Annotated in this window: 19 protein-coding genes; 4 read left to right on the top strand and 15 right to left on the bottom strand. The window is 32.0% G+C overall.

What is annotated here, in order from left to right:
• Positions 1-125: 125 nt before the first annotated feature.
• Together DK441_RS24450 and DK441_RS24445 are read right to left on the bottom strand one after the other, a co-directional pair.
• Positions 126-1,289 (bottom strand): MFS transporter, encoded by a 1,164-nt coding sequence (locus DK441_RS24450; protein WP_109853170.1) that lies wholly within the window; start codon positions 1,287-1,289, stop codon positions 126-128.
• Complete coding sequence (locus tag DK441_RS24445; protein WP_109853169.1) at positions 1,282-1,869, bottom strand: HD family hydrolase; 588 nt, start codon at positions 1,867-1,869, stop codon at positions 1,282-1,284. Before DK441_RS24445 ends, DK441_RS24450 begins: the two co-directional genes overlap by 8 nt.
• A gap of 93 nt (positions 1,870-1,962) precedes the next feature.
• Between DK441_RS24445 and DK441_RS24440 the strand changes: the two genes are divergently transcribed.
• Positions 1,963-2,535, top strand: a complete 573-nt coding sequence (locus tag DK441_RS24440) for a Crp/Fnr family transcriptional regulator (protein ID WP_109853168.1) — start codon at positions 1,963-1,965, stop codon at positions 2,533-2,535.
• 11 nt (positions 2,536-2,546) lie between these two features.
• Positions 2,547-3,401 carry a 23S rRNA (adenine(1618)-N(6))-methyltransferase RlmF gene (gene rlmF, locus DK441_RS24435; RefSeq protein WP_109853167.1) on the top strand — a complete coding sequence of 285 codons (855 nt, stop codon included), beginning with the start codon at positions 2,547-2,549 and terminating at the stop codon, positions 3,399-3,401.
• Between the two features lie 4 nt (positions 3,402-3,405).
• Here the strand turns inward: rlmF and DK441_RS24430 are convergent, their stop codons facing one another.
• From DK441_RS24430 to DK441_RS24405, 6 genes are all read right to left on the bottom strand, one after another.
• On the bottom strand, positions 3,406-4,959 hold the full coding sequence (locus tag DK441_RS24430) for a DEAD/DEAH box helicase (RefSeq protein ID WP_074406229.1): 1,554 nt from the start codon (positions 4,957-4,959) through the stop codon (positions 3,406-3,408).
• 168 nt (positions 4,960-5,127) lie between these two features.
• Positions 5,128-5,319, bottom strand: coding sequence for a cold-shock protein (locus DK441_RS24425; RefSeq protein ID WP_074406230.1), 192 nt, complete (start codon positions 5,317-5,319; stop codon positions 5,128-5,130).
• An 86-nt stretch (positions 5,320-5,405) separates the two neighbouring features.
• Positions 5,406-6,716: a DEAD/DEAH box helicase gene (locus DK441_RS24420; protein ID WP_109853166.1), complete on the bottom strand. Its 1,311-nt coding sequence runs from the start codon at positions 6,714-6,716 to the stop codon at positions 5,406-5,408.
• A gap of 5 nt (positions 6,717-6,721) precedes the next feature.
• Entirely contained in the window at positions 6,722-8,047 is a 1,326-nt protein-coding gene (locus DK441_RS24415) for a DEAD/DEAH box helicase (protein ID WP_109853165.1), read from the bottom strand.
• 258 nt (positions 8,048-8,305) lie between these two features.
• The gene (locus DK441_RS24410) at positions 8,306-11,899 is read right to left on the bottom strand and encodes a M1 family aminopeptidase (protein WP_109853164.1); all 3,594 of its coding nucleotides are present in this window, start codon (positions 11,897-11,899) and stop codon (positions 8,306-8,308) included.
• A 31-nt stretch (positions 11,900-11,930) separates the two neighbouring features.
• Positions 11,931-12,812, bottom strand: coding sequence for an ABC transporter ATP-binding protein (locus tag DK441_RS24405; protein WP_109853163.1), 882 nt, complete (start codon positions 12,810-12,812; stop codon positions 11,931-11,933).
• 223 nt (positions 12,813-13,035) lie between these two features.
• Here DK441_RS24405 and DK441_RS24400 point away from each other — a divergent pair, with 223 nt between their 5' ends.
• Both DK441_RS24400 and DK441_RS24395 read left to right on the top strand, forming a co-directional pair.
• On the top strand, positions 13,036-14,073 hold the full coding sequence (locus DK441_RS24400) for a sensor histidine kinase (protein WP_109853162.1): 1,038 nt from the start codon (positions 13,036-13,038) through the stop codon (positions 14,071-14,073).
• Positions 14,073-14,801 (top strand): LytTR family DNA-binding domain-containing protein, encoded by a 729-nt coding sequence (locus tag DK441_RS24395; RefSeq protein ID WP_109853161.1) that lies wholly within the window; start codon positions 14,073-14,075, stop codon positions 14,799-14,801. The genes DK441_RS24400 and DK441_RS24395 overlap by 1 nt, the downstream gene beginning before the upstream one ends.
• A gap of 37 nt (positions 14,802-14,838) precedes the next feature.
• Here the strand turns inward: DK441_RS24395 and DK441_RS24390 are convergent, their stop codons facing one another.
• The 7 genes from DK441_RS24390 to DK441_RS24360 all read right to left on the bottom strand — a co-directional run bounded on the left by DK441_RS24390 (position 14,839) and on the right by DK441_RS24360 (position 22,690).
• The gene (locus DK441_RS24390; protein ID WP_109853160.1) at positions 14,839-16,557 is read right to left on the bottom strand and encodes an efflux RND transporter periplasmic adaptor subunit; all 1,719 of its coding nucleotides are present in this window, start codon (positions 16,555-16,557) and stop codon (positions 14,839-14,841) included.
• Complete coding sequence (locus DK441_RS24385) at positions 16,550-17,263, bottom strand: PepSY domain-containing protein (RefSeq protein WP_109853159.1); 714 nt, start codon at positions 17,261-17,263, stop codon at positions 16,550-16,552. The genes DK441_RS24390 and DK441_RS24385 overlap by 8 nt, the downstream gene beginning before the upstream one ends.
• A gap of 2 nt (positions 17,264-17,265) precedes the next feature.
• Positions 17,266-19,767, bottom strand: a complete 2,502-nt coding sequence (locus DK441_RS24380) for a heavy metal translocating P-type ATPase (RefSeq protein WP_109853158.1) — start codon at positions 19,765-19,767, stop codon at positions 17,266-17,268.
• Between the two features lie 77 nt (positions 19,768-19,844).
• The gene (locus tag DK441_RS24375; RefSeq protein ID WP_235015824.1) at positions 19,845-20,405 is read right to left on the bottom strand and encodes an AraC family transcriptional regulator; all 561 of its coding nucleotides are present in this window, start codon (positions 20,403-20,405) and stop codon (positions 19,845-19,847) included.
• Positions 20,406-20,451: 46 nt separating this feature from the next.
• Positions 20,452-21,015 (bottom strand): DUF3347 domain-containing protein, encoded by a 564-nt coding sequence (locus DK441_RS24370; protein WP_109853157.1) that lies wholly within the window; start codon positions 21,013-21,015, stop codon positions 20,452-20,454.
• A gap of 29 nt (positions 21,016-21,044) precedes the next feature.
• Positions 21,045-22,340: a TolC family protein gene (locus tag DK441_RS24365; RefSeq protein ID WP_109853156.1), complete on the bottom strand. Its 1,296-nt coding sequence runs from the start codon at positions 22,338-22,340 to the stop codon at positions 21,045-21,047.
• Entirely contained in the window at positions 22,337-22,690 is a 354-nt protein-coding gene (locus DK441_RS24360; RefSeq protein ID WP_109853155.1) for a four helix bundle protein, read from the bottom strand. The genes DK441_RS24365 and DK441_RS24360 overlap by 4 nt, the downstream gene beginning before the upstream one ends.
• Positions 22,691-22,692 lie beyond the last annotated feature (2 nt).

Here is a 22,692-nt window from a genome sequence, read left to right as displayed (position 1 = left end):
GTTATTTTAAATGTACGCTTTCTTGTTATGAATATTGTGTTGTCTTAACTCATTACTATCAATTAGCTTTAAACAATTTAATTACATGACTCTAATACTTTTTTAAGAAGGTTATTTTAAAACTATCATTTTTCTTTAAGTTTATATATCATATAAATAAATGCTATAAAAACCATAAATGCACACGCATACATAATTAGTGGGATTTTAGAAATTACATCTTGATAATACCATCCAGAAAAGAAAGCTCCCAAACCGATACCTGCTTCTAGAGCAATGTACATTGTTGCCATTGCTTTTCCTCTATGATTAGGGTTACTCATATCTACAGTCCAAGCGTTTAATGTCGGAGACAGCACCCCCATTGCTAATCCGTAGAAAACTGCTGCTATAAGCAAGCCATTAGTAGTATCTAGAAAACCGATGAGAATTAATGCCAAAAACAAAACGATAAGACTTATAATAATTATAATTTTTCGCCCATAATTATCTGATACTTTCCTCGTCATAAATCGAATACATAGAGAAGAAATAGTAAAAACAATAAAGAATGTTCCTTTATTCATGATTCCCAAATGATCACTCCAATCAGGAATTAAGGTTAAAATAACTCCAAAAGCGATATAACATAAAAAAGTTATAATTGCCGATGGCATAACTTCTATAGCGATAATGTCATTTCTCGAAATCCTGAGAGTAGATTTATTAAAGTGCTGTTTGTTTTTTAGCGTTTCTTTTGCATTAACTATTAACGCGAAGGCTATGAAAGCAACTAGCGAAGAGCTATAGAATAGTACATCAAAAGAATAGTACATTTTAATAAAGCTCCCCAGAGCTGGCCCCAAAGCCAAGCCTGTTCCAAAGCATAAACCTTGTATCCCGAAAGCTTCTCCCCAACGTTCTTTGGGAACAATATCTGCTATGTACGCAGAAATTGCTGTCGGACTGAAGCCCGTAGAGAAGCCATGTAATAGTCTTAAAAAAAGAAAACCAGAAATAGTAGTTAATACAGGGTATAAAAAACCACATATTAAGCATACAATTACACCAATAGTCATTACTGGTTTGCGCCCGATTGTATCTGTAATTTTACCACTAAAAGGCCTTGATAACCCTGCTGTAAGTGTAAATAAAGAAATGATTAACCCTTTATACTCTGCCCCACCAAGATTACTTAAATATGCAGGTAATTCTGGGATTAACATATTATAGCTTGCAGAAAAGAATAAGGAACTTAAACAAATCAATACAAAATTAACCGTATAGATAGAATATTTCTGATTAATCATCCAATACAGTTTTATAATGTTTATTAATTAATGCTTCAGAATATCTCCATAAACGAGTAGATCCTTTATCTATGATCTTTGTTTTTTCATGAACTTTTTGATATTCAACATCAAAATCATACCATGTACCACCATTATTAGAGTCATTTTGAAGAGTAGGCTCAAATCTATCCAATGCCTTGGCAAATTTAGCTTCATTAGTTTTTCCTTCTTCAAACTCCAGCCAAATCTCCATAAGTTCCTTTGATTGTTCCTCTGGGAGTATTCCGAATATTCGTTTAGCCGATTTTAGTTCTTCTTCAGTATTTGTATGATTTTTTAAGGTATCATAAATAAAAACATCTCCTGTATCTATTTCAACAATATCATGAATCAATACCATTTTTAAAATTTTAAGAATATTAATAGGTGCATTAGAATGTTCTGCTAAAACAAGTGCCATCATAGCCAAATGCCAACTATGTTCTGCATCATTTTCGCGTCTGTCACTATTAAATAATTTGGTTTGACGTTGGATGTATTTAATTTTATCGATTTCTTTAATAAATTCTATTTGTTTTAATAATCTTTCCATTTGCAATATTTTATCCCTTTTTATTGTATAATTTTACTGGGTTCAAAGAAATAATTTGTAGAATTAAATAAAAAGGACAAATGTCCAAGTACAAAAGAAATGATAAGAACAGACCAGGAATTATTGGATTATATTGATATTCTTTGTCGTTTGGATATGAACTATTTTATTGAAGAAAGATTTCTGCCAAAACAAAAAATAATAGAACAAGATAAAAGATATTCTTCTGTTTTTATTATTAAAGAGGGCATCACAAAGTGTTATTTGTCTGATGAGAATGGAAAAGATTTTATTCAGGAGTTCCTGGGTAAAGGAATGAAGTTTGGAGAATTAGAGGTTTTTAGTGGTAAATTAAGCTTTTGTAGTATTGAAGCCATCACGAGGTTGGAGGTTTATAAAATCTCTTATACCCATTTTAATTATTTGCTAGAGCAAGACAAAAGATTTAATAGACTGGTTATGAAAGCTATGGCGATTAAAATTGGTTATAAAGCTCCTAGGCATTCTTACCAGCAATCCTATACCATAGAAGATAATATTTTAAAGCTTAAAGAGGCTTTCCCTGAGCTTACCAAAATAATTTCTAAAAAAGATATCGCTAATTATATGGGGATTACTTTAAGAAGTTTAAATAGAGTATTAGTGAAGTTAGACGATAAAAATAATAAATAAACTAAGTAAGCGTGCATCCCAATAACATTCATAACAAACCATATGATTTTACAATACTAATTAATGTGCATGAGGCATTAGAAGCTTTTGTATTTATCAATACATTTGGGAACAGCACCATAGATTTCTCTAACCAAAAAGCAGTTTTAGAACTAAACAAAGCTATTTTAAAACATCATTATGGATTAAAGGATTGGAATATCCCAGAAGGTTACCTCTGCCCTCCTATTCCTGGGAGAGTGGATTACATACATCATTTAGCCGATGTTCTGGTAAAACAAGGAGTTACTACCAAAATAAAAGGTTTGGATATTGGCATGGGTGCCAACTGCATTTATCCCATTTTAGGGGCACAGGTATATGATTGGTATATGGTAGGAGCAGATATTGATGAAAAAGCGGTGATATCTGCAAAAAATAATATTAAAATAAATCAGCAGCTGAGTGATTCTATTGAAATAAGACACCAGACTAACAACGCTAATATATTTGAAGGAGTTATAAAAAATGAGGAATACTTTGATTTCACCATGTGTAACCCTCCATTTCATGCCTCAAAAGAAGAAGCTTCTAAAGGAACACTTAGAAAGGTAAAGAATTTAGGTATTGCAGAACATCTTGAACTCAATTTTGGAGGCCAGGCCAACGAGCTCTGGTGCAATGGTGGTGAAGCTTTATTCTTAAAACGAATGATCAAACAAAGTGTTACTTTTGCCCGGCAAGTGGGCTTTTTTACAAGTCTGGTTTCTAAAAAAGAACACTTACCCAAATTAAAGAAACAATTAGATAAATTAAAAGCGACACATACTACCATTGCAATGGAACAGGGTAATAAAAAAAGCCGCTTTATTGTTTGGAAATTTTAGATAACTAATCTTCTGGCGGTCTACCATGAATTTCTTCAAATAAAGTATCAAAATTATCTCGTAAATATGTACTTAGCTTCTTTCGATAATCATCTTTTAACCAGGTTAAAAAATTATGGGTGCTCTTACTAATACACTTGGCATAAGCTTGGATTCTATAATTAATATCCTCTCCCAGCATTTTAGCTAATCCTAATGCATCATAAATATCTTCGCTATTTTCGATACATATCTTGGCATGTTGAGCTATCGACTGCTCTAATACGACTTTAGACGATTGGCCATTTTTTACAGATTGTATATATGTCTCTTTGATATCAAAATATACTTCTTCAGAATTAGCAAATTCTGCTCTTAATTCTTCTGGCATCTCATGCCTAAATTTACCTTCAATCTCCTCATCATTAAGGAGTTTATCCATATAATAATTTGGGGAATTAAATATTTTTTGCCAATCCAAATCTGCACCCCAAGGTCCAAAACGATATAGGTTATTCCCCAGATCAATTACAGAAAACTTAGATTTATTTTTAAGAATACGAGAACCACGACCAATCATTTGATAATATAAAGTCAAAGATTTGGTAGCTCTATTCAAAATAATTGTATCTACCGTAGGTTCATCAAACCCCGTAGTCAAGATACTTACCGATGTTAAAATAGCGTTAGGTGTTTCTTTAAACCATTTTAGGATTTGACTTCTCTGTTTTTTTGTGGCCGTATTATCTAAATGTGCAATGGGAAATCCTGCTGCTCTAAATGTATCAAAAACATGTAATGAAGTATTAATTCCATTATTAAAAATTAGCGTTTTCTTACCTAGAGAATGTTTTTTATATGCATCTAATAATTTACCCAGCATATCCTGGTTTGTGTACAGGTCTTCTGATGATTTTACAGTATAATCCCCATTAGATCCAACTTCTAAAGAAGTTAACCCCATATTATAAGCAAAGACTTCTGCTCGGGCAAGAAATTCGTTTTCGATTAGGGATTCTATTGTTTCACCAACGATCAGTTCGTTATAGTTATCCTTCATCGGCAATTTCATGTTCGAACTCAACGGTGTAGCTGTAACTCCCAAAATAAAAGATTTTTCGAAAAACTTAAATAATTTGGTAAAAGAGTTATAATGCGCTTCATCAATAATGACTAAACCTATGTCTGAGATATCAAGTTTATCTTCATTTAGTCTATTGTTTAAAGTTTCTACCATAGCTACAAAACAACTATACTCCTCTTGATCATCCAGATTTGCCTTGCTGTCTACTACTTTATTTACTACTCCAAACCCAGTAAGCATTTTAGATGTTTGTTTACACAACTCTATACGATGTGTCATCACCAATACTTTTTTGTTATGATGTTTAAGGTATTGTCTTACTATTTCAGAAAAAATCACTGTCTTACCACCACCGGTTGGTAGTTGATATAATAAGTGATAGTCTTCGGGAGCATCTTCAAAACTTTTAAAAATCTTATTGATTGCTCCTTTTTGGTAACTATATAGTTCTTTTCCGGTTTTTCTTTCTTCTGACTCTGTAGTCATCTCAGACATAACTTTCTATTTTTTTAGGCCTGTAAAATTAATGTCTTTCGGGAGTTTTAAAAGGATTTTATCTTAAAAAATAATAAACTTTATAAGAAATGTTCTTTCAGCGTATTATAAAGAAAGAGACCTATCAGAATTGATAGGTCTCTTAATACAAAATTTAAGCGTATATGTTTAGATAACTTTTACGTTTACTGCATTCAATCCTTTGTTACCTTCTTTAAGGTCGTACTCTACTTCATCACCTTCACGAATTTCATCTACTAATCCAGAAATATGCACAAAATGCTCTTTGTTTGAACCTTCTTCTTTAATAAAACCGAAACCTTTGGCATCGTTGAAGAATTTTACTGTTCCTTTACTCATTGTAATATAATTTAATTTTAATAATTACTTTATGCATTTCAAATATGGTGCCATAAATTTATAGGCTATGAAACTGTATTCCTTTTTTATATACTAGTTACTCTAATTTTCTTTTTCTTTAATCTACTGTTATTCAATGCTGCAACTAGTTCATCGGCTATAGAAACAGGCACAGCAACAAACGTACAATCTTGTTTTAACTCTATAACTCCCAATTGGTCTTTATTAATTTTACCTTGTTTAAAGAATAGACCGGCTATATCTCCTTTTGAGATTTTATCCTTTCTACCTCCTGAGATAAATAAAGTTTGCCAATATTGAGGTTTTCGTATAGAGTGCTTAGTAATCGTTTCTATTTCAGAATTTTCGATAAAATCTGGTAAATTTTCTTTCTCCCATTTCAATACATATGCGGTTCCTTTAGCATTTACCCTGGCTGTTCTACCATTTCGATGTGTAAATTCTTCTCTTTTTAACGGAAGCTGGTAATGAACAATATATTTAATCTCTGGGATATCGATTCCTCTTGCTGCCAAATCGGTAGCAATAATAATCTGATGGGTACCGTTTCTAAATTTGATTAAAGAACGTTCTCTATCTTTCTGTTCCATTCCTCCATAAAAACAACCGTGATTAATATTATTTTTACCCAGGAAGTGACTTACCTCGCTTATAGTATCTTTTAGATTACAAAATATAATTCCGGGTTGATTACCTAATTGATGTAATAATGCAACAAGAGTATCTAACTTATTTTTTGAAGGAGACACTACAGTCTTTATCGTCAGATTAGAAACACCATCCCCCAAGTAATCAATAATAGTTGGATTTATTAATTTGACAAAATCAGGAATGTCTATTTCTTGTGTTGCAGAGGTTAATATTCTTCTATTTATTCCTGGTAATTCATTTATAATGCCTCTCATTTCATATTCAAAACCAACTTCTAATGATTTATCAAATTCATCCAGCACCAATGTTTTTATACTTTCTTTAGAAAAACGTTCTCTACTGAAATGATCTGCTATTCTGCCAGGTGTACCAATAAGAATTGCCGGAGTATGCTTTAGTTCTATTTTATCTTTAGAAATAGAGCGACCACCATATACAGCATTTACTTTATATCCTGATCCCATTTCTCTAACTACTTGTTCTATTTGAATAGCTAATTCTCTTGATGGCACCAAAACTAAAGCTTGTACCTCTGTGCTTTCAGGATCTAAAGTAGCAATAATAGGCAATAAAAATGCTAGAGTTTTACCTGTTCCGGTAGGAGAAAGTATAATCGTATTTTCGGTTTCTTCAATAGCAACAAGAGCATCTTCCTGCATTGGATTCAAACACTTAATATTTAATTTATCAAGAATATGCTGTTGCTTTTTAATGATATTTGCCATACGTTTTATTTCTTTTTCTTCTTAGGTATTTCTGTTTTTATATGTTGCGCAAGGTAATTTGCTAACAGTTTCTCTATCAATTCCTCTTTGGTAAGGTGATGAAAAACTGTTTTAATCTTATCTTTAAATTCGTTAGAAACTGTATGATTGGGTTTGGTTTTAAATATTTTCTTTGCCCATAAAAGCCCATTATTTTCTTCGATACTTTGTTCATCAGCTTTTTTGAATTCTTTAAAAGCTATACTTAGAACAGATTCAAATTCTGCCAAATCTTCTACTTCGTCTTGTTGTAATACTGTTAAAGATAATCCCTTTGCTCCTGCTCTAGCAGTTCTTCCACTTCGGTGTACATAGGTATCGTAAACATCTGGCAAATGATAATTGACTACATATGATATTTCTTTGATATCAATTCCTCTAGCTGCCAAATCTGTAGCGACAAGAATATCTATATGTCCTTCTCTAAATTGTCCCATAATTCTATCACGAATAGGCTGTGATAAGCTACCGTGTAGTGCCCCAGAAGAAAATTTATTAATTGCAAGATTCTTTGCCAGCTTATTTACTGCCGCTTTTGTTTTACAAAAAATAATACCTCGCTCTCCTTCTTTTGAGTTAAGAAAATGCATTAAAACTTCTAACTTCTCTATAGGTTCTACAACAACATACCGGTGATCTATACCTTGATGCCCAACGGTTTCCATATCTGCACTTACTTGAATAATGTGCTTAGACATATAATTTTGCACCATCTGTTTTATGGTTCCTGGCATCGTAGCAGTAAACAGAATGGTTCTTCTGTTTTTTGGTAGCACTGCAACTATTTTATCCAAATCTTCTTTTAATGAGTTTACCATTTCATCTGCCTCATCCAGAACTAAATAGTTAGCTTTTTTAATATCAATAGCATTACGATTAATTAAATCAATTAAACGTCCAGGAGTTGCAATAACGATATGGGTTGTATTCGTTAAACGTTCTATTTGGGGTTTGATAGGAATCCCTCCACACACTGATGCAATAGAAATATCTGGTAAATACTTAATAAAAGATGTTAAATCGCTATGAATCTGATGTCCTAATTCTCTGGTCGGAGCTAATATTACGGCCTGAATGCTTGGACTACTTGCATCAATCATTTGCAACAACGGTAATCCGAATGCAGCTGTTTTTCCTGTTCCGGTTTTGGCTAAACCAACAAAATCATCCTTTTTCTGTAATAAAATAGGAATTGATTTTTCCTGAATATCGGTTGGTGTAGAAAAATTTAGATCTACTAAACTTTTTTGTAATGGAACTAAAACTCCTAAATCAGAAAACTGTCTTGACATAAAATAATTTTTGGCAAAGATAGAAGTATAAATAGAGTATTCTGTACAGTTTTAAAAAAGCTAGCGAATAAATGGCTTTACATGGTATATTTATTATTTTCATCAAGATCTTTGCTCTATGGTTATAAGATCTATGATATTTTGTCTTCAGCTGCCGCATAAGAATAGGAAATCAAAATTAAAAGTACTAACCACTTTTTACACTTTACCCTACTCTTATGCTCTTTTGCTGAATATTTATTAAAGATTATATCTTTCTCAAAATTCTTTACTATTATCGTCGATTACTCTTTCTATTAATAATCGTTTTGGATCGATTACAGCTTTTGCAGGAATGGTATCAACCTCAAAAGAGAAATTCATTTTCTCATCGACAAAAAGGACTCTTTTTGAGTACATCAAGTGCTTTTCATCTGTGTCTCTATATACTCCTATATCTACCCAATCACGTTGATTCACCTTGTTTTCGACCCCTAAACTATCGACTTTTATTTTATATGCTTCAATATCTATGGAAACTTCATATTTCCCATTTTCTTTCCTTTTATACGTAGCATCTTTTAAACGATAATCATATAAGGTGATTTCTTTTATCCAGTCAGTTATCAAGTAATTTAATGAATCGGGAACTTGCGGTTTCAGATGTCTTAGAAAATCATGAGTTGTTGGATAGGGTGATTCCTTATATTTATATTCATCTAAAAAGTTTTTTAAAGCAGTATTCATTTTATCTTCTCCTATATAATCTTGTAAAGCATACAGGACAACACTTCCCTTACCATAATGAATATACCCTTGATCTTCTACTTTATACAGCGGCAATTCTTTTTCGGCTTCAGCACTTCTACCTTTTAGATATTTTTCAAAATCATAGTTCAGATACTGTCTCATTTTACTATCATCCTTTATCCTGTTTTTCATTACCATTAATGCAGCATACTCTGAAAAACTTTCAGATAACATAGTAGCTCCTTGCATATTTGCCCCTACTACCTGATGTGCCCAATATTGGTGTGCCATTTCATGCGCTATAATAGCTTCAATAATATTGTTATCATTTTTGTTTGAAAGATCAGTTGTAAATCCACCACCTTCGGTATAAGGCATTGTACCAGGAAATGCCTGCGCAAAGTTATAATACCTTGGTATCTCGATGATTCTGGCCTGGTTATGAACATAAGGCCCAAAGTTTTTGGTATAATATTTTAATGATTCTTCTATAGCATCCAACATCATATCAATATTATAATCATGATCTTTATGATAATATACTTCGATATCTATACCATTCCACTTTTTGCGAGATACCTCATACTCTGCAGACATAAAATTGACAAAATTTAAAGAGCTATGGTCATTTTTATACTTAAAATATGAACGTCCATTAGCTTTCCATTCTTTTATTAATGTTCCAGGAGCAATAGCAATTTGATTGCTTGATGTTGAAATAATTGTTTCAACATTTACCCAATCAGATTCTCCTTCGGTAAAATAATTTTGTTTAGTACTAATATTATCATTAGTACGTAATTGCGCCATTTGTTTTCTTACTGGAAGATTATATTTCTTTCTGTCATTTTGATCCATGAGTTCATTATTTTCATCATACCCAATTGTAGGTAATATGTAAGCTTCCTGAATAAAAGTTCCATTTTTTGCGACGCGTAAATTTGAAACACTGTTCTCGAACCCTTGACTTTTATACACAGCATCAATAACAATATTCATTTTAGAGCCGGGTTGTAACGGAGTATCTAATTTATATATTAGATATCCTAATTCTTTATCTTCAAAAACTAATTTTGCATCCGGAATCTCTAAAGTAATGTCCCATTTCTCTGTTGCATAGTAACGTAAAATAGAGTAATGCAAAACATCTATTGCCACATTTGTCTTGTTTAACAAGGTAATATGAGTTTTAGCAAGCAAATTACGTTCTTCGGGATATATATCTACCTCATAGGTAACATCACCAAATTTGGGTTGCGGGATATTTTCAAATTTTTTGTACATCTTCTCATAAGAAACCTGCATAAATTCTATTTCATTGGCAGACTTATAAGAGTTTACTACTTGTGTATTGTAGTAAACAAAACATGAAGTAAGGAAAAACAAACAAAAAATTGTAATTAAAGTCAATGCTTGTTTCTTTGTAAAATGTTTTTTTGCAGACTTAATTCTATCTTTTATTCCCTTTATAGAACCTCGCATCCATAACAAACTTCCTATACTAACAAGTAATAATCCAAACAATATCCAATATAGACTAAACCAGTTTTTTGAAACTAGTGCTGCACCAAAACCGTTCATATCAGAATATTGATAATTTGGAGTGAAACCTAGATTTAACATAAATGATTCTATTCCTAAAGCATCTACAATAACAAATTCAAATAAAAAAAGTAATAGTATTGAAATGAAATAGCTTATATATTTATGGTTTATAATAATTTGTATAAAGACTAGAATACAAGACCAGGCTATATACATTGATAATCCAGAGTAAATAAAATCTAATAAATACACATCGATATTTGGACTGGTATATCCACTAGACAATTGATAACTAATAGAAACCAAAATAAGGAACACATCGAATATAACATTAATCGCTATTAATGAAGTAATTTTGGCAAGAAGCAAAACGATTGAACTGTGTGGTGATCCATCTATAACTCCGCTAATATTGCTTGATCGTTCTCTCCACACCAATTCTCCACTAAAAAAAACTAACATGATCATTCCAAAAATCGTACTTACAGGCCGATTAAAATCCAACATTTTATAAGTAACAGGATATGATTTAACTCCATAAAAATCAAACCCATTTAGTAATTTATTAACTAGAAGTAAAGCACCAACAATAAGCATTATTTTAAAAGTGTTACTTTTTAAAATAGTATAAAAGTTTATTTTAAAAAAACTAATAAACTGCTTTTTTGAAGTCATAAAATTAAAACTACTTTGCACTTTTGGAAGGCTGTAAATTTTTATAGTCGTATCTTTTTTACTGGCTTCTTTTTCTTTTTCTACTTTTTTATTCTTCTGAATAAATGAAAAAGACAGATATGAACTAATGATGATAACAAGCCCAATAATTACCCAAAGGATTCTATTTATAATTAACCACCCACTTGCAGATATAACATTTGTGTTTTTTTCAACACTTGTAAAGTATTTAGAATCTATTTGATATGCCCTAACCCCCAAAATATCTGTGAGTGCGGCTAAGTATTCGGTGCTAATATCGGTTAAGAACGTTCCTGCCACCAGATATCCAATAATAATGATGATCGTTGCGATAAAAGATATGATTGTATTTTTCCATTTTAGAGCTACGGCATAAATAATAGCTCCCGAAACGAACATATTGGGTAACACATATAAAAAATAATTATTTATAAAAAAGCTTAATTGAAGGTCTCCTATTCTATTAGCATTTATCATTCCCGATTCGGAACCAATATCAGACCCAATTAAAAACCCCAAAAGCACACCTAATAGTGGGATCGTAGACAAAAAAAGTGCTCCGAAAAAACGACCAAAAAAATAACTAGCTTTATCAATGGGTGTACTAAAAAGAATTTCATCGAAATGATTTTGATAATCTCTCAAAGCCGCATTGTTAAAATATGCCGTAGCGATTAACAATCCAAAAATTGACATATTCGCTACATACATTGTGATAACATGAGGAGCATTTTTTAATACGTTTCCTATAGCTCCTCCAAATACGATATTATCATTGATAACCCCGATAGTTGCAATTATTGTAAATATGAAAAAGAATATATATATCATGGGCCTTTTTATACCCATAGCAATCTCTTTAAAAAGGAATGATTTAAACATAATATTTCGCTTTAAGTTGGTTAATACAATTTTAAATTACTTCTCTGGTGGTATTAATTTTAGAAAAAAACACATCTTCCAGAGTTGGTGGAACAAGAGTAAATCCTACTCCCGGTTTTATATCACTTAAAACATGAATCAATGGTTTACCTCCAACCATTTTATTAGAGATAATCATATGCTGATTACTGTAATCCTCGAGTTCATTTCGTTCAATTAACTTCTGCCATACTTTATCATTTAATTCATCGATTACATCTTGTGGTCTACCTTTACAAATTAGTTTCCCTTGATTCATGATTGCCATGTTTTGGCATAATTCTCTCACATCTTCTACAATGTGCGTAGAAAGAATAATAATAACATCTTCTGCGACATCTGCGAGAAGGTTATGAAACCTGTTTCTTTCTCCGGGATCTAATCCCGCAGTAGGTTCATCAACAATAATTAGTTTTGGGTTACCAATTAAGGCTTGAGCAATACCAATTCTTTGTTTCATCCCACCAGAAAAACCTTTTACACTTTTGTTCCTTTTTTCATATAGATTTACTTTTTGCAATAAAAAATTCACTAATTCTATTCTTTCTTTGTTATTGGTTATTCCTTTTAATATTGCTAAATGATCTAGTAATTGCTTTGCTGTAATTTTTGGGTATACTCCAAATTCTTGTGGTAAATACCCTAATACTTTTCGCAATTCAATTGGATTTTCGAGAATATTGATATCATCTAAATATAGTGTACCACTATCTGCCTCCTGTAAAGTGGATAACGTTCTCATAAGCGATGATTTCCCAGCTCCATTCGGGCCCAACAAACCAAACATTCCGTTAGAAATTTCGAGGGAAAGATTATCTAATGCTTTTACTCCGTTTGAATATGTTTTGCATAAATTTTTGATTACTAATTCCATAAGCTATTGATTTAAAGTCAGGAACAAAAAGAAGGCAAGAGAAAGAAAAAATCAATTTTTTTTAACCAACTCCTCGATATAAATAGTTAAAAGGTCTATCACTATTAATGAATGCTGTTCGTTGATAAAAAACATAGTTTCATTGATGAAAATATGGTATTCATTAATTAGAATAGTCAAACTCCAATAGTTTTAATATTTTTATTTCCAAGAATACATTACTATGAAAATCCAAACACTAGATACCCCCAAAAAAAACATTCTTATACATGTTTTAGTATTGTCTAGTATCATTTTATTAGTTGTACTAGGTTTTGTTATTTCTGATAAAAATGCATTTACTCTATCTTCCTTAACCAATTATTTTCTTCAAGCTGCTACGAGTATCCTTTTATTAATAGCTCCTCCTATTTATTTTAATGTATATTGGATTATACCCAGGTATTTAGTAAAAAAACGATATTTCATTTATGTTATATTACTTCTTATCGTAATCATTGGTTGGGGGTATATAATAGGATATGGCGAACCCTTAATGGATCACTATTGGTTTAATCAACCATACCAGGAAATGGAACCAGAAAAAGGTATCACTGGCATGATTGTTATTATACTGATTTCTACATTATTAAACCTATCTTATCGATGGTTTATTCAACTCTCTAAAATAAACCAAATCGAAAATGATCGTCTTCATTTAGAATTGTCATTACTAAAAAATCAAATCAATCCGCATTTCTTCTTTAATACATTAAATAACTTGTATGCGCTTTCACTTGAAAAATCTGATAAAACAGCATCGTTAATTTTGAAATTGTCTGAAATAATGCGTTATACAATTTATGATTGCAAAGAACCCAAAGTTTCTATTGGAGGAGAAGTAACATATTTAGAAAATTTTATTGAATTGCAAAAAATGCGGCATCATAATCGTGGAATTATTACTTTAGAAAAAAAGATCGATGATGCATCAAAACAAATTGCACCTATGATCTTAATTGTATTTTTAGAAAACGCATTTAAACACGGTTTTGATCATATGGAAAAAAATGCATTTATAAACTTTAAACTACAGGCCACAGAAAAGATATTGCACCTACATATTGAAAACAATTTTAGTGACACCGAAAATGAAAATGATGGTGGAATCGGTCTTAAAAATGTGAAAAGAAGATTATCTTTAATTTATCCGAATGCACATGAACTTAAGATTGCTAAAAAGGACACTGTTTTTACTATTGATTTAAAATTAAATTTATAATGAACTGCATTACAATTGATGACGAACCTTTGGCACATAAAGTGATAAAAAACTATTGCGCTAATCTTTCATTTTTAAATGTTGTGAAAGAATGCCATTCGGCATTTGAAGCTATGAATTATTTAAATGAAAATCAGGTAGATTTAATTTTTTTAGATATCAATATGCCCAAGCTTAAAGGATTGGATTTCTTACGTACCCTAAGTAATCCTCCTTTAATTATTGTAACTACAGCGTATCAAGAATATGCTATTGAAGGTTATGAACTAAATATTCTGGATTACCTCTTAAAACCATTTAGCTTCGAACGGTTTTTAAAAGCTATAAATAAAGCTCAAAGTCAAAAGAAAATGATGGATAGCATACAAAAGGGAGCGCAAAACCAAGCTTTATCAAACACTAAGAATACTATAAACCAAAATGATAGCATATTTGTAAAAGGAGACAAAAAAATGCATCAAATTCAATTAGATAGTATTTTATATCTAGAAAGTTTAGGAAGTTATGTCAAAATACATCTCGAGAATGAGACCATTACATCATTAGACAGGTTAACTAATTTTGAAAACACTTTGCCAAAAAATCAATTTTTAAGAATACACCGTTCCTATATAATTGCTCTTAAAAAAATACAAACGATTGAAGGTAATCGCTTAAAAATAACAGGAATTGATATTCCCATTGGTAATGTATATAAACATAACTTAACCAATGCTATTAAAAAATAGTGTTAGTATTAAAAGATGATGTTTCTTTTTCCTATCTCTATTTAATTGTATTAATAACACTACCGCAAGTTAGCATTGCATCACCAAAATAAGGATTACGAATTTCTTTTTCCTTACTTATCCAAATAGCTCCTTTATTGGTATTGGCCATTGGGCATTTTTGTACATATATTGCTGTATTTAATTCAGTGAAGTTGGATACTAATGCTACTATATTTTCATTCAATGAAACAAAATAGGTTCTTTGTTTTTCTAATTCTTCAGTATTTGCAAGATGATCTAACGTGTTAATACTATTTGTAAGATGAGTTTTTTCTATGATACTCAAATTTGAAGTTTTAATTGCTTTTAAGAGTTTATTTGTCGCTTTAGCAAAAGTAGAAACCTGAGAAGCATTAGAATCTACAAATGCATCTTTCATTTGTAAGTATGGTATAAAGGCTGGTAAAAAATCTTTCTGCAATGACTTTGATACTTCCATTTGCATTCCCATATGCCCTTCATGACCAGTCATAGTCTTTCCTCCTTCTTTATTCATCATTGATTTTTTACCTTGTAATTGTGCAGCTGCATCAACAGTAAATGCTCCATTAGTTACGATCTCATCACCATTATCAAGTCCATTTAGAATTGTATATGTATTTCCTGTAGCATTTCCCAATACTACTTCTCTCATTTCAAAAATGGGCTCGTTAGCACTTGTTTTTATATATACCACAGAGCGCTCACCTGTCCATAACACAGCACTTGCCGGAACAATAAGTTGTTCTGTAGTCTTATTTTTACTTGCAACACTACCGGTTACAAACATTCCTGGTTTAAAAAGATGATCACGGTTATTAAGATTAGTTCTTATAGTAACGGTTCGCGTTTTAGTATTTAAAGTCGGGTCTATAAAAGAAATTGTGCCTTCAAATTTTTTATCGGGATAGGCTGTAGTAGTAATATTAATTTGCTGTCCTTTTTTAAATTGTGCAATTTGGTTTTCATACACATCAAATTCTGCCCATACTGTACTAAGGTTGCTTACTCTTAAAATAGGCTGCCCTTGTTTTACATAATCTCCTTCTGCACTCATTACTTCTGAAACGGTACCCGAAACGGTTGCATAAACGGGAAAGTTTTCCTGAACTTTACCAGAAGACTCTATTGCATTGATTTGGTTATCTGAAAGTTTCCATAACTTTAATTTATTACGAACAGCTTTATATAGTATTGGTTGGGATTCTTTAAGCGATACTGCGGTAATAAGTTCTTGTTGTGCTGCGACAAGGTTTGGTGCATAAATAGTTGCTAATTTTTGTCCTTTTCTAACTTCTTGTCCTTTATAATTAACATTCAACCGTTCAATTCTACCATCAAAATAACTGGCTTGTACAGCATTTGCCTCTTCATTTTCCATTATTTTCCCAGATAACGTAATTCTGTTTTTATCACTTGTTGTTAGGTCACCAATACTAGTAGTTTGGATATTTGCTAATGCCATAGCATTCTCGGTCATTTTAAATTGATCGGCAGATAGACCATCTGTTTTGGTTCCTGCCGGAATTAGATCCATACCACATATCGGACAATCACCAGGTTCTGCCTGCATGATTTGTGGGTGCATCGAGCAAGTCCACATTTGATCCTTTATAGCTTCTTCCTGATGATTATTGTGATTATGTTTTGTAGAATCGTTACTACCAAAAATAAAGTAACCTCCTAATAATCCCACAAGAACTGCTATACCTATATAAATGATGTTCCTATTCATGACGTTTATTTTTTTTTATTTTTCTAATGGTTGGCGAGGATACAAACCATAAAGTGAATCCACTTAGTACTGTTATTAATCCTAATAGAGAGAAAGTTCTAAGAATGATTGTATTAAAATTGTCTCTTCCTTCATAGTCCATGGTATGAGTCATCCAAAGGAAATCAAACCAACGCCACGATCGATGTCTTACTCTTTGGAAACTTCCATCTTTTACCGAGATATATGCTTTTACTTTTTGAGAGTGCTCATATGAAATAACATAGGCTGGTAGTGGTCTTTCACGATATTCATGATGATTGCCTACTTTTTCTATTTTTTCTATACTTATTACTTTTAATTCTGGTGACATATTCTTTTCTGCAACTTTTAAAGCTTCAGAAGTAGTAATTTCAGGTTTTGGCGCTCCGGTAGTTGCATTAAAAAGCTGCTTCTCATTTATCCAATAATATGGTTGCCCGGCTATTTCTCTAAGCTCTAATGATTGGATAGCTTCCTTTGTCTCTATTCGAGAAGGTTTTATCAAGTCATTAAAGGATATAACATCAATAGTTTCGTTTTTAAATTGATCTCCATGAATATCATCAATATCTGTCCAGCTAAAATATAAACCACTAACCGTCCATAGCAAAAACTGAATTCCTAAAAAGAGGCCTAAGTACCTATGTACTTTTCTAATTTTTATTGCTGTTTGTCTTTTAACCATATCTAATTAATATGTATTGTTTTTAATCGTAAAGCATTAGTTATTACGGATACAGAACTAAAACTCATTGCCAGAGCTGCAATCATAGGAGATAACAGAATTCCGAAAAAAGGAAAAAGTACTCCGGCAGCTATAGGTACTCCTAATGCGTTGTAAATAAGTGCGAAGAAAAGATTTTGTTTGATATTCTTCATTACTTTATCACTTAATTTTTTTGCTTTTACAATACCTTGTAAATCTCCTTTTACCAAAGTAATAGTTGCACTCTCTATTGCTACATCGGTACCTGTACCCATTGCGATACCAACATCACTTTTTGCAAGAGCAGGAGCATCATTAATACCATCTCCAGCCATTGCAACCACCCTACCTCTATGCTGTAACTTTTCGACCTCACCCAATTTATCTTCTGGTAACATTTCTGCCTTAAAGTTTGTGAGATGAAGCTCATTAGCTACTGCATGGGCTGTATTATAATTGTCACCAGTAAGCATAATAACTTCAATTCCTTTATCCTGTAATTGTTTAATAGCTTTACTACTGGATTCTTTGATTTTATCTCCTATAACGATATAACCAGCTATATCTTGGTCAATAGATAAATACGACACTGTTTTTCCTTTCTTCTGATAAGATTCAGCTTGTTTTTTAAATTCATCTGAAATGGACACATTGGCATGTTCTAACATTTTTTCATTACCCAATATCACTTTTAGGTTTGCAATACTCCCTTCTACTCCTTTTCCTGTTACTGCTTTAAATTCACTTACATCTAACAATTTAATATGCTGTTCTTTTCCATACTTCACAGTTGCCTGAGCTAATGGATGTTCGCTTAAATTATTAAGAGAAATGATGTATTGAAGAATTTCTTCTTTACCAAATCGATCTCCAAAAGGCACTACGTCTTCGACAGTAGGTTTTCCTTCAGTTATGGTTCCTGTTTTGTCTACAATAAGGGTATCAACTTTGTTCATGGTTTCGAGTGCTTCTGCCTTTTTAATAAGCACACCGTTTTGGGCTCCTTTTCCAACTCCGACCATTACAGACATAGGTGTAGCCAATCCTAAGGCACACGGACAGGCAATGATGAGTACAGCAATCGCATTTACAAATGCATAAACATAAGCGGGATCGGGGCCATAAAATACCCAAACGGCAAATGTAATTAGCGCTATAATAACCACTATAGGAACAAAATATCCCGAAACAATATCTGCCAGTTTTTGAATAGGTGCACGACTACGGCTTGCATCATTTACCATTTGTATAATCTTTGACAAAAGCGTTTCGGATCCCACTTTTTCTGCTTTCAATAAAAAAGAATGATTTCCATTAATGGTTCCACTACTTACCTGATCGCCTTCAATCTTATCTACTGGTATTGGTTCGCCCGTAATCATTGATTCGTCTACAGATGTTTGCCCCTGAAAGATTGATCCATCTACAGGTATTTTATCTCCAGGTTTTACACGTAGGATATCATTTAATTCTATCTGATCAATAGAAATTTCTTCTTCTTCACCTTCTTTAACACGTATTGCTTTGTTAGGTACAAGTTTTAATAACTCCTTAATTGCAGAATTTGTTTTGCTATGTGCTCGTGACTCTAATACTTGCCCCATAAGTACGAGCGTTAAGATAACAGTAGTTGCTTCAAAATAAACGTGTACTGTTCCTGATTCTGTTTTAAACTGATCTGGAAAAAAATTGGGAAAAAGTATAGCTAAAACACTAAACAACCATGCAACACCTGCCCCAACACCAATAAGGGTAAACATATTGAGGTTCCAGATTTTTATAGAACGTACGGCACGTTCAAAAAACATCCAGGTAGCATAAAACACTACAGGAACAGAAAGTACAAATTGAATCCAGTTCCAGTATTTTAACTCTAAAATATCATTAAGTGGATTACTCGAAAACATATCTGACATCGCTATTATAAAAATAGGGACCGTAAATAGTACAGCTATCCAGAATTTCTTTAGTAATTTTTTATAATTCTTCTCTTCTTCAGAAATATCTGGTTGTAATACTACTAGATCCATACCACAAATAGAACAGGATCCCGGAGCATCTTTAATTACTTCTGGATGCATTGGACAGGTATACTGTTCTACAGCAATTGTATGTAATGTTATTTCTTCAACTAAATCCATCCCACATACAGGACAATCCTGTAACGCATTGTATGTTTTGTCTCCTTCGCAATGCATTGGGCAATAAAAAACTCCTGTACCTTTTCCTTTAGGTTTAATCTGTTTGGGTTTATCGTCCAGATCCTGTGTCCCAGGAAGGTGAATTCCATAACGTCCCCCTTCTCTTGCTAATCTTTCTTGAAAAACAGTTAAAGAAATGTGTTCTTCTGTCTCAATAATTGCTTCTGCTTTCTCAAGATCAACAGACACACTGATCACACCATCCACAGTATCGAGTATATGCTCTACATGACCCCGACAGCCATTACAAGTCATTCCAGATATTTTATATATGTGTTTCATCTGCTATATTTATTGTTGTTTGATCTCCAAAATTATTGAGTTCACATCTCTTTTTATTTGATAATTATGGTTTCTTCTTATACAATTTGGTCTAGTGGTTGGCGATCCCACAATTGTAGGTTTTTAAAGTTACTCATAGACATCCCTGTAATTGTTTTAAACTGTTTTGCCAGATGACTTCCGCTTTTATAATTCAATGTATATGCTATTTCAGAAAAACTTAAATTTCCCATTTGAATATATTCCTTCGCTTTTTCAATTTTAAGACGAATAAAATATTTTTCTATAGTCAAACCTTCATTACTACTAAACAATTTACTTATCACAGAATAGTCCTTATGCATATATTTTGAAATAAGGTCAGATAGATTTTCATTTACTATGTTTTCTTTTGACAATTCGCTTATCAAATAGGATTTCACTTGTTCTACAATGAGATCTACTTCATCATTTATGATCTCGAAACCATTACGGGTAATGATCTCATTTACTTTTTTAAAAATCGAGCTATCGATACTGCTAAAAACGATCTCTCCCAATTCTATTGTTTCAACCGGAATTTTGGCATTTTCAAACTCCTGTTGTAGTACAGTTTTACACCGATTGCAAACCATATTTTTAATTAAAATTTTCTTCATCTGTTAACATTATTGTTTTAGAGATCAGATCGAATAGCCAGTATACTTATTTTATAGTTTTGGCAACACTACCACATTTTAACATACGATCTCCAAAATATGGGTTTCTAATTTCTTTTTCTTTAGACAACCAATATGCGCCTGTATTATCAAATGCCATTGGACAATATTGCTTATAAACTTCTCCCGATGATAATGCTCCGTTAAGTAAGGTTTCCATTTGAGTAGTAACTTCTGTAAACGCTTTTCTTTGTGCCTCGATGTCATCTGTATTGAATATTGACTCAGCTGCCAATTTAAACACTTCGTTCTCTGTTACTTTGGCAAGCATTTGAGCTCCTGTTTTTGCTTCATTAACATCGGTGTTTACCAAAGCAGTCTTAATATGGATATAATGCTGAAAAGCTTCTGCTGTCTTAGCATCTGTAAACTGAACCTCTGTTGTTTGTTCTACATCATGACTACTATGATCTTCGTTATGCCCCACCTCAGAATGATGATCTTGTTTCTCTTCTGTTTTAGATGTATCATTCTCTTTGCAAGATAGTATTGTTAATGCTAGTATTGCTCCCAAAATTATTCTAATATCATAATTTTTTAAGTTTCTCATTTGTTTATTTTTTTAAAGATTATTGTTTTTTAATTTGTTAAGTAATTGATTATTGCAGCTTCTATATAGTATAACTGTATGCTCTCTATTTGATTTAGCTGAAATTTAAGTTGTAGTTCCTGGATGTCTAACACATCATTAAAATCTATAGTCCCTGTTTCATAGCTTTTTATTAATATTTCTTCTGCATTTTTAGCCTGTTTTAAATTTTCTTTCTGGGTATTGTATTTGATTCTTGCAGTATTTCTACTAGAAATAGCCTTTCCTAAAATCGTTTCCATTCGATTTAACCGTTCTTCTTTTTGTGCTGTAATTTCTTGCTGACGTAATTCGTTTTGACGAGTTCGGGAATCATGACGTTTATTAAATATTGGTATAGAAAAAGATACCATAGGCATTATAATATCCTTACCATTATCACTTATAGTAACATCATTTCTCTCTGATACTGGTATGTAGTCAAGTCCAAAGCCAATTTGTGGTGCCTTTTCTTTTCGATTAAGTAATTCTGATTGTTTTATGCTTTCATATATTTTATCATATTTAAGTAATTCTGGGTTAAGTTGTAAGTTTTCATTGTTGGTAATAGGGTCTTCTACTGGTATATTCATTTCACTGGGAGCAACTATTTCAATATCAGAATCCCGATTGAGTAAAGCATTAAAAACTATTTGTTCTGCCAGAAAACTTTCTTTAAGTACCGCTTTATGTTGTTCTAATTCATTTTGACGAATTTGTAGCCTTAATACATCAACTGCAGAGGCTTTACCAACTTCTACAGATGTTAATGCCAGCTTCTCGTATGTTTGCAATAGTAGAATATTATCTTCGAGGATTTTTTGTTTGTTTTGTATTGCAAATAATTTATAATACGATTGAGAAATCGAAAGTGCTAATTTTCTTTTCATAATTACAATATCCACATATTCTGCCTCTGCCATAGCAGTAGAATAATTCTCTCTTGCTGTGATTGTTCCAAACCAAGGTAGCTTTTGTTGGATCGAAAATTTTGCACGCTGCGCTCCTGTACGTGTTTCAGGTTCGCTTACAAAATACCCTACACCAAACTGTGTGTTAGGTATCGTGTTTACTTCTTTTATTTTTTCTTTTGCAACAGCATAACGCAACTCAAAAGACTGAATTTTAGCACTATTACGCCATCCCTCTTGAATATAAGATTCAAGTTGTTGAGCGTGTGTTAAATGAAAAGTGAAAAGTGAAAAACCAAAAATGAGAAATGAAAAATGAAACGCTGCCCCATGAAAGGTTTTTAAGACTTCTAACTTAATGAAGGTTTCTTTGTTAAATATACCTGATCTAATCATAGCCTTGATTTAGTTGTTTTAATACTACTAACAAGCATAGCTACTAACTCTTTAGCATTAGAAGATAATTGCTTATGTATAGTGATATCAATATATCCTGTGTCCTTAATTAAATCTATCCAATAAAAAGTTTCATTCGCTTCTTTTAATGAGATACTCATTTTACTAATAAAATCTTTTTTACTTTGTGCAAATTCTGCTTCTCTAATTAATGCTCCAATAGCAGTACCGCTTCGTAATAGTTGCTTACTAATTACATACTCTTTTTTATTAGAAACGAGAACCTGAGTCAGTTTTACAATTTCTACTGCAAATGCATAACTCTTATCTTTTAATATATTTTTACTCATAA

Source organism: Aquimarina sp. AU58 (assembly GCF_900312745.1).
In the GTDB taxonomy this organism is placed as follows: domain Bacteria; phylum Bacteroidota; class Bacteroidia; order Flavobacteriales; family Flavobacteriaceae; genus Aquimarina; species Aquimarina spinulae.
The sequence above is the reverse complement of the archived record's forward strand: the minus strand, read 5'-3'. Positions and strand labels throughout refer to the sequence as shown.

Coding starts and splice junctions, on each gene's coding strand:
- DK441_RS24375 (WP_235015824.1), bottom strand. CDS start 20,405: ATGAAGAAAATTTTAATTAAAAATATGGTTTGCAATCGGTGTAAAACT.
- DK441_RS24420 (WP_109853166.1), bottom strand. CDS start 6,716: ATGGCAAATATCATTAAAAAGCAACAGCATATTCTTGATAAATTAAAT.
- DK441_RS24395 (WP_109853161.1), top strand. CDS start 14,073: ATGAACTGCATTACAATTGATGACGAACCTTTGGCACATAAAGTGATA.
- DK441_RS24365 (WP_109853156.1), bottom strand. CDS start 22,340: ATGATTAGATCAGGTATATTTAACAAAGAAACCTTCATTAAGTTAGAA.
- DK441_RS24410 (WP_109853164.1), bottom strand. CDS start 11,899: ATGTTTAAATCATTCCTTTTTAAAGAGATTGCTATGGGTATAAAAAGG.
- DK441_RS24400 (WP_109853162.1), top strand. CDS start 13,036: ATGAAAATCCAAACACTAGATACCCCCAAAAAAAACATTCTTATACAT.
- DK441_RS24405 (WP_109853163.1), bottom strand. CDS start 12,812: ATGGAATTAGTAATCAAAAATTTATGCAAAACATATTCAAACGGAGTA.
- DK441_RS24440 (WP_109853168.1), top strand. CDS start 1,963: ATGATAAGAACAGACCAGGAATTATTGGATTATATTGATATTCTTTGT.
- DK441_RS24390 (WP_109853160.1), bottom strand. CDS start 16,557: ATGAATAGGAACATCATTTATATAGGTATAGCAGTTCTTGTGGGATTA.
- DK441_RS24430 (WP_074406229.1), bottom strand. CDS start 4,959: ATGTCTGAGATGACTACAGAGTCAGAAGAAAGAAAAACCGGAAAAGAA.
- DK441_RS24415 (WP_109853165.1), bottom strand. CDS start 8,047: ATGTCAAGACAGTTTTCTGATTTAGGAGTTTTAGTTCCATTACAAAAA.
- DK441_RS24370 (WP_109853157.1), bottom strand. CDS start 21,015: ATGAGAAACTTAAAAAATTATGATATTAGAATAATTTTGGGAGCAATA.
- DK441_RS24385 (WP_109853159.1), bottom strand. CDS start 17,263: ATGGTTAAAAGACAAACAGCAATAAAAATTAGAAAAGTACATAGGTAC.
- DK441_RS24360 (WP_109853155.1), bottom strand. CDS start 22,690: ATGAGTAAAAATATATTAAAAGATAAGAGTTATGCATTTGCAGTAGAA.
- DK441_RS24450 (WP_109853170.1), bottom strand. CDS start 1,289: ATGATTAATCAGAAATATTCTATCTATACGGTTAATTTTGTATTGATT.
- DK441_RS24380 (WP_109853158.1), bottom strand. CDS start 19,767: ATGAAACACATATATAAAATATCTGGAATGACTTGTAATGGCTGTCGG.
- DK441_RS24425 (WP_074406230.1), bottom strand. CDS start 5,319: ATGAGTAAAGGAACAGTAAAATTCTTCAACGATGCCAAAGGTTTCGGT.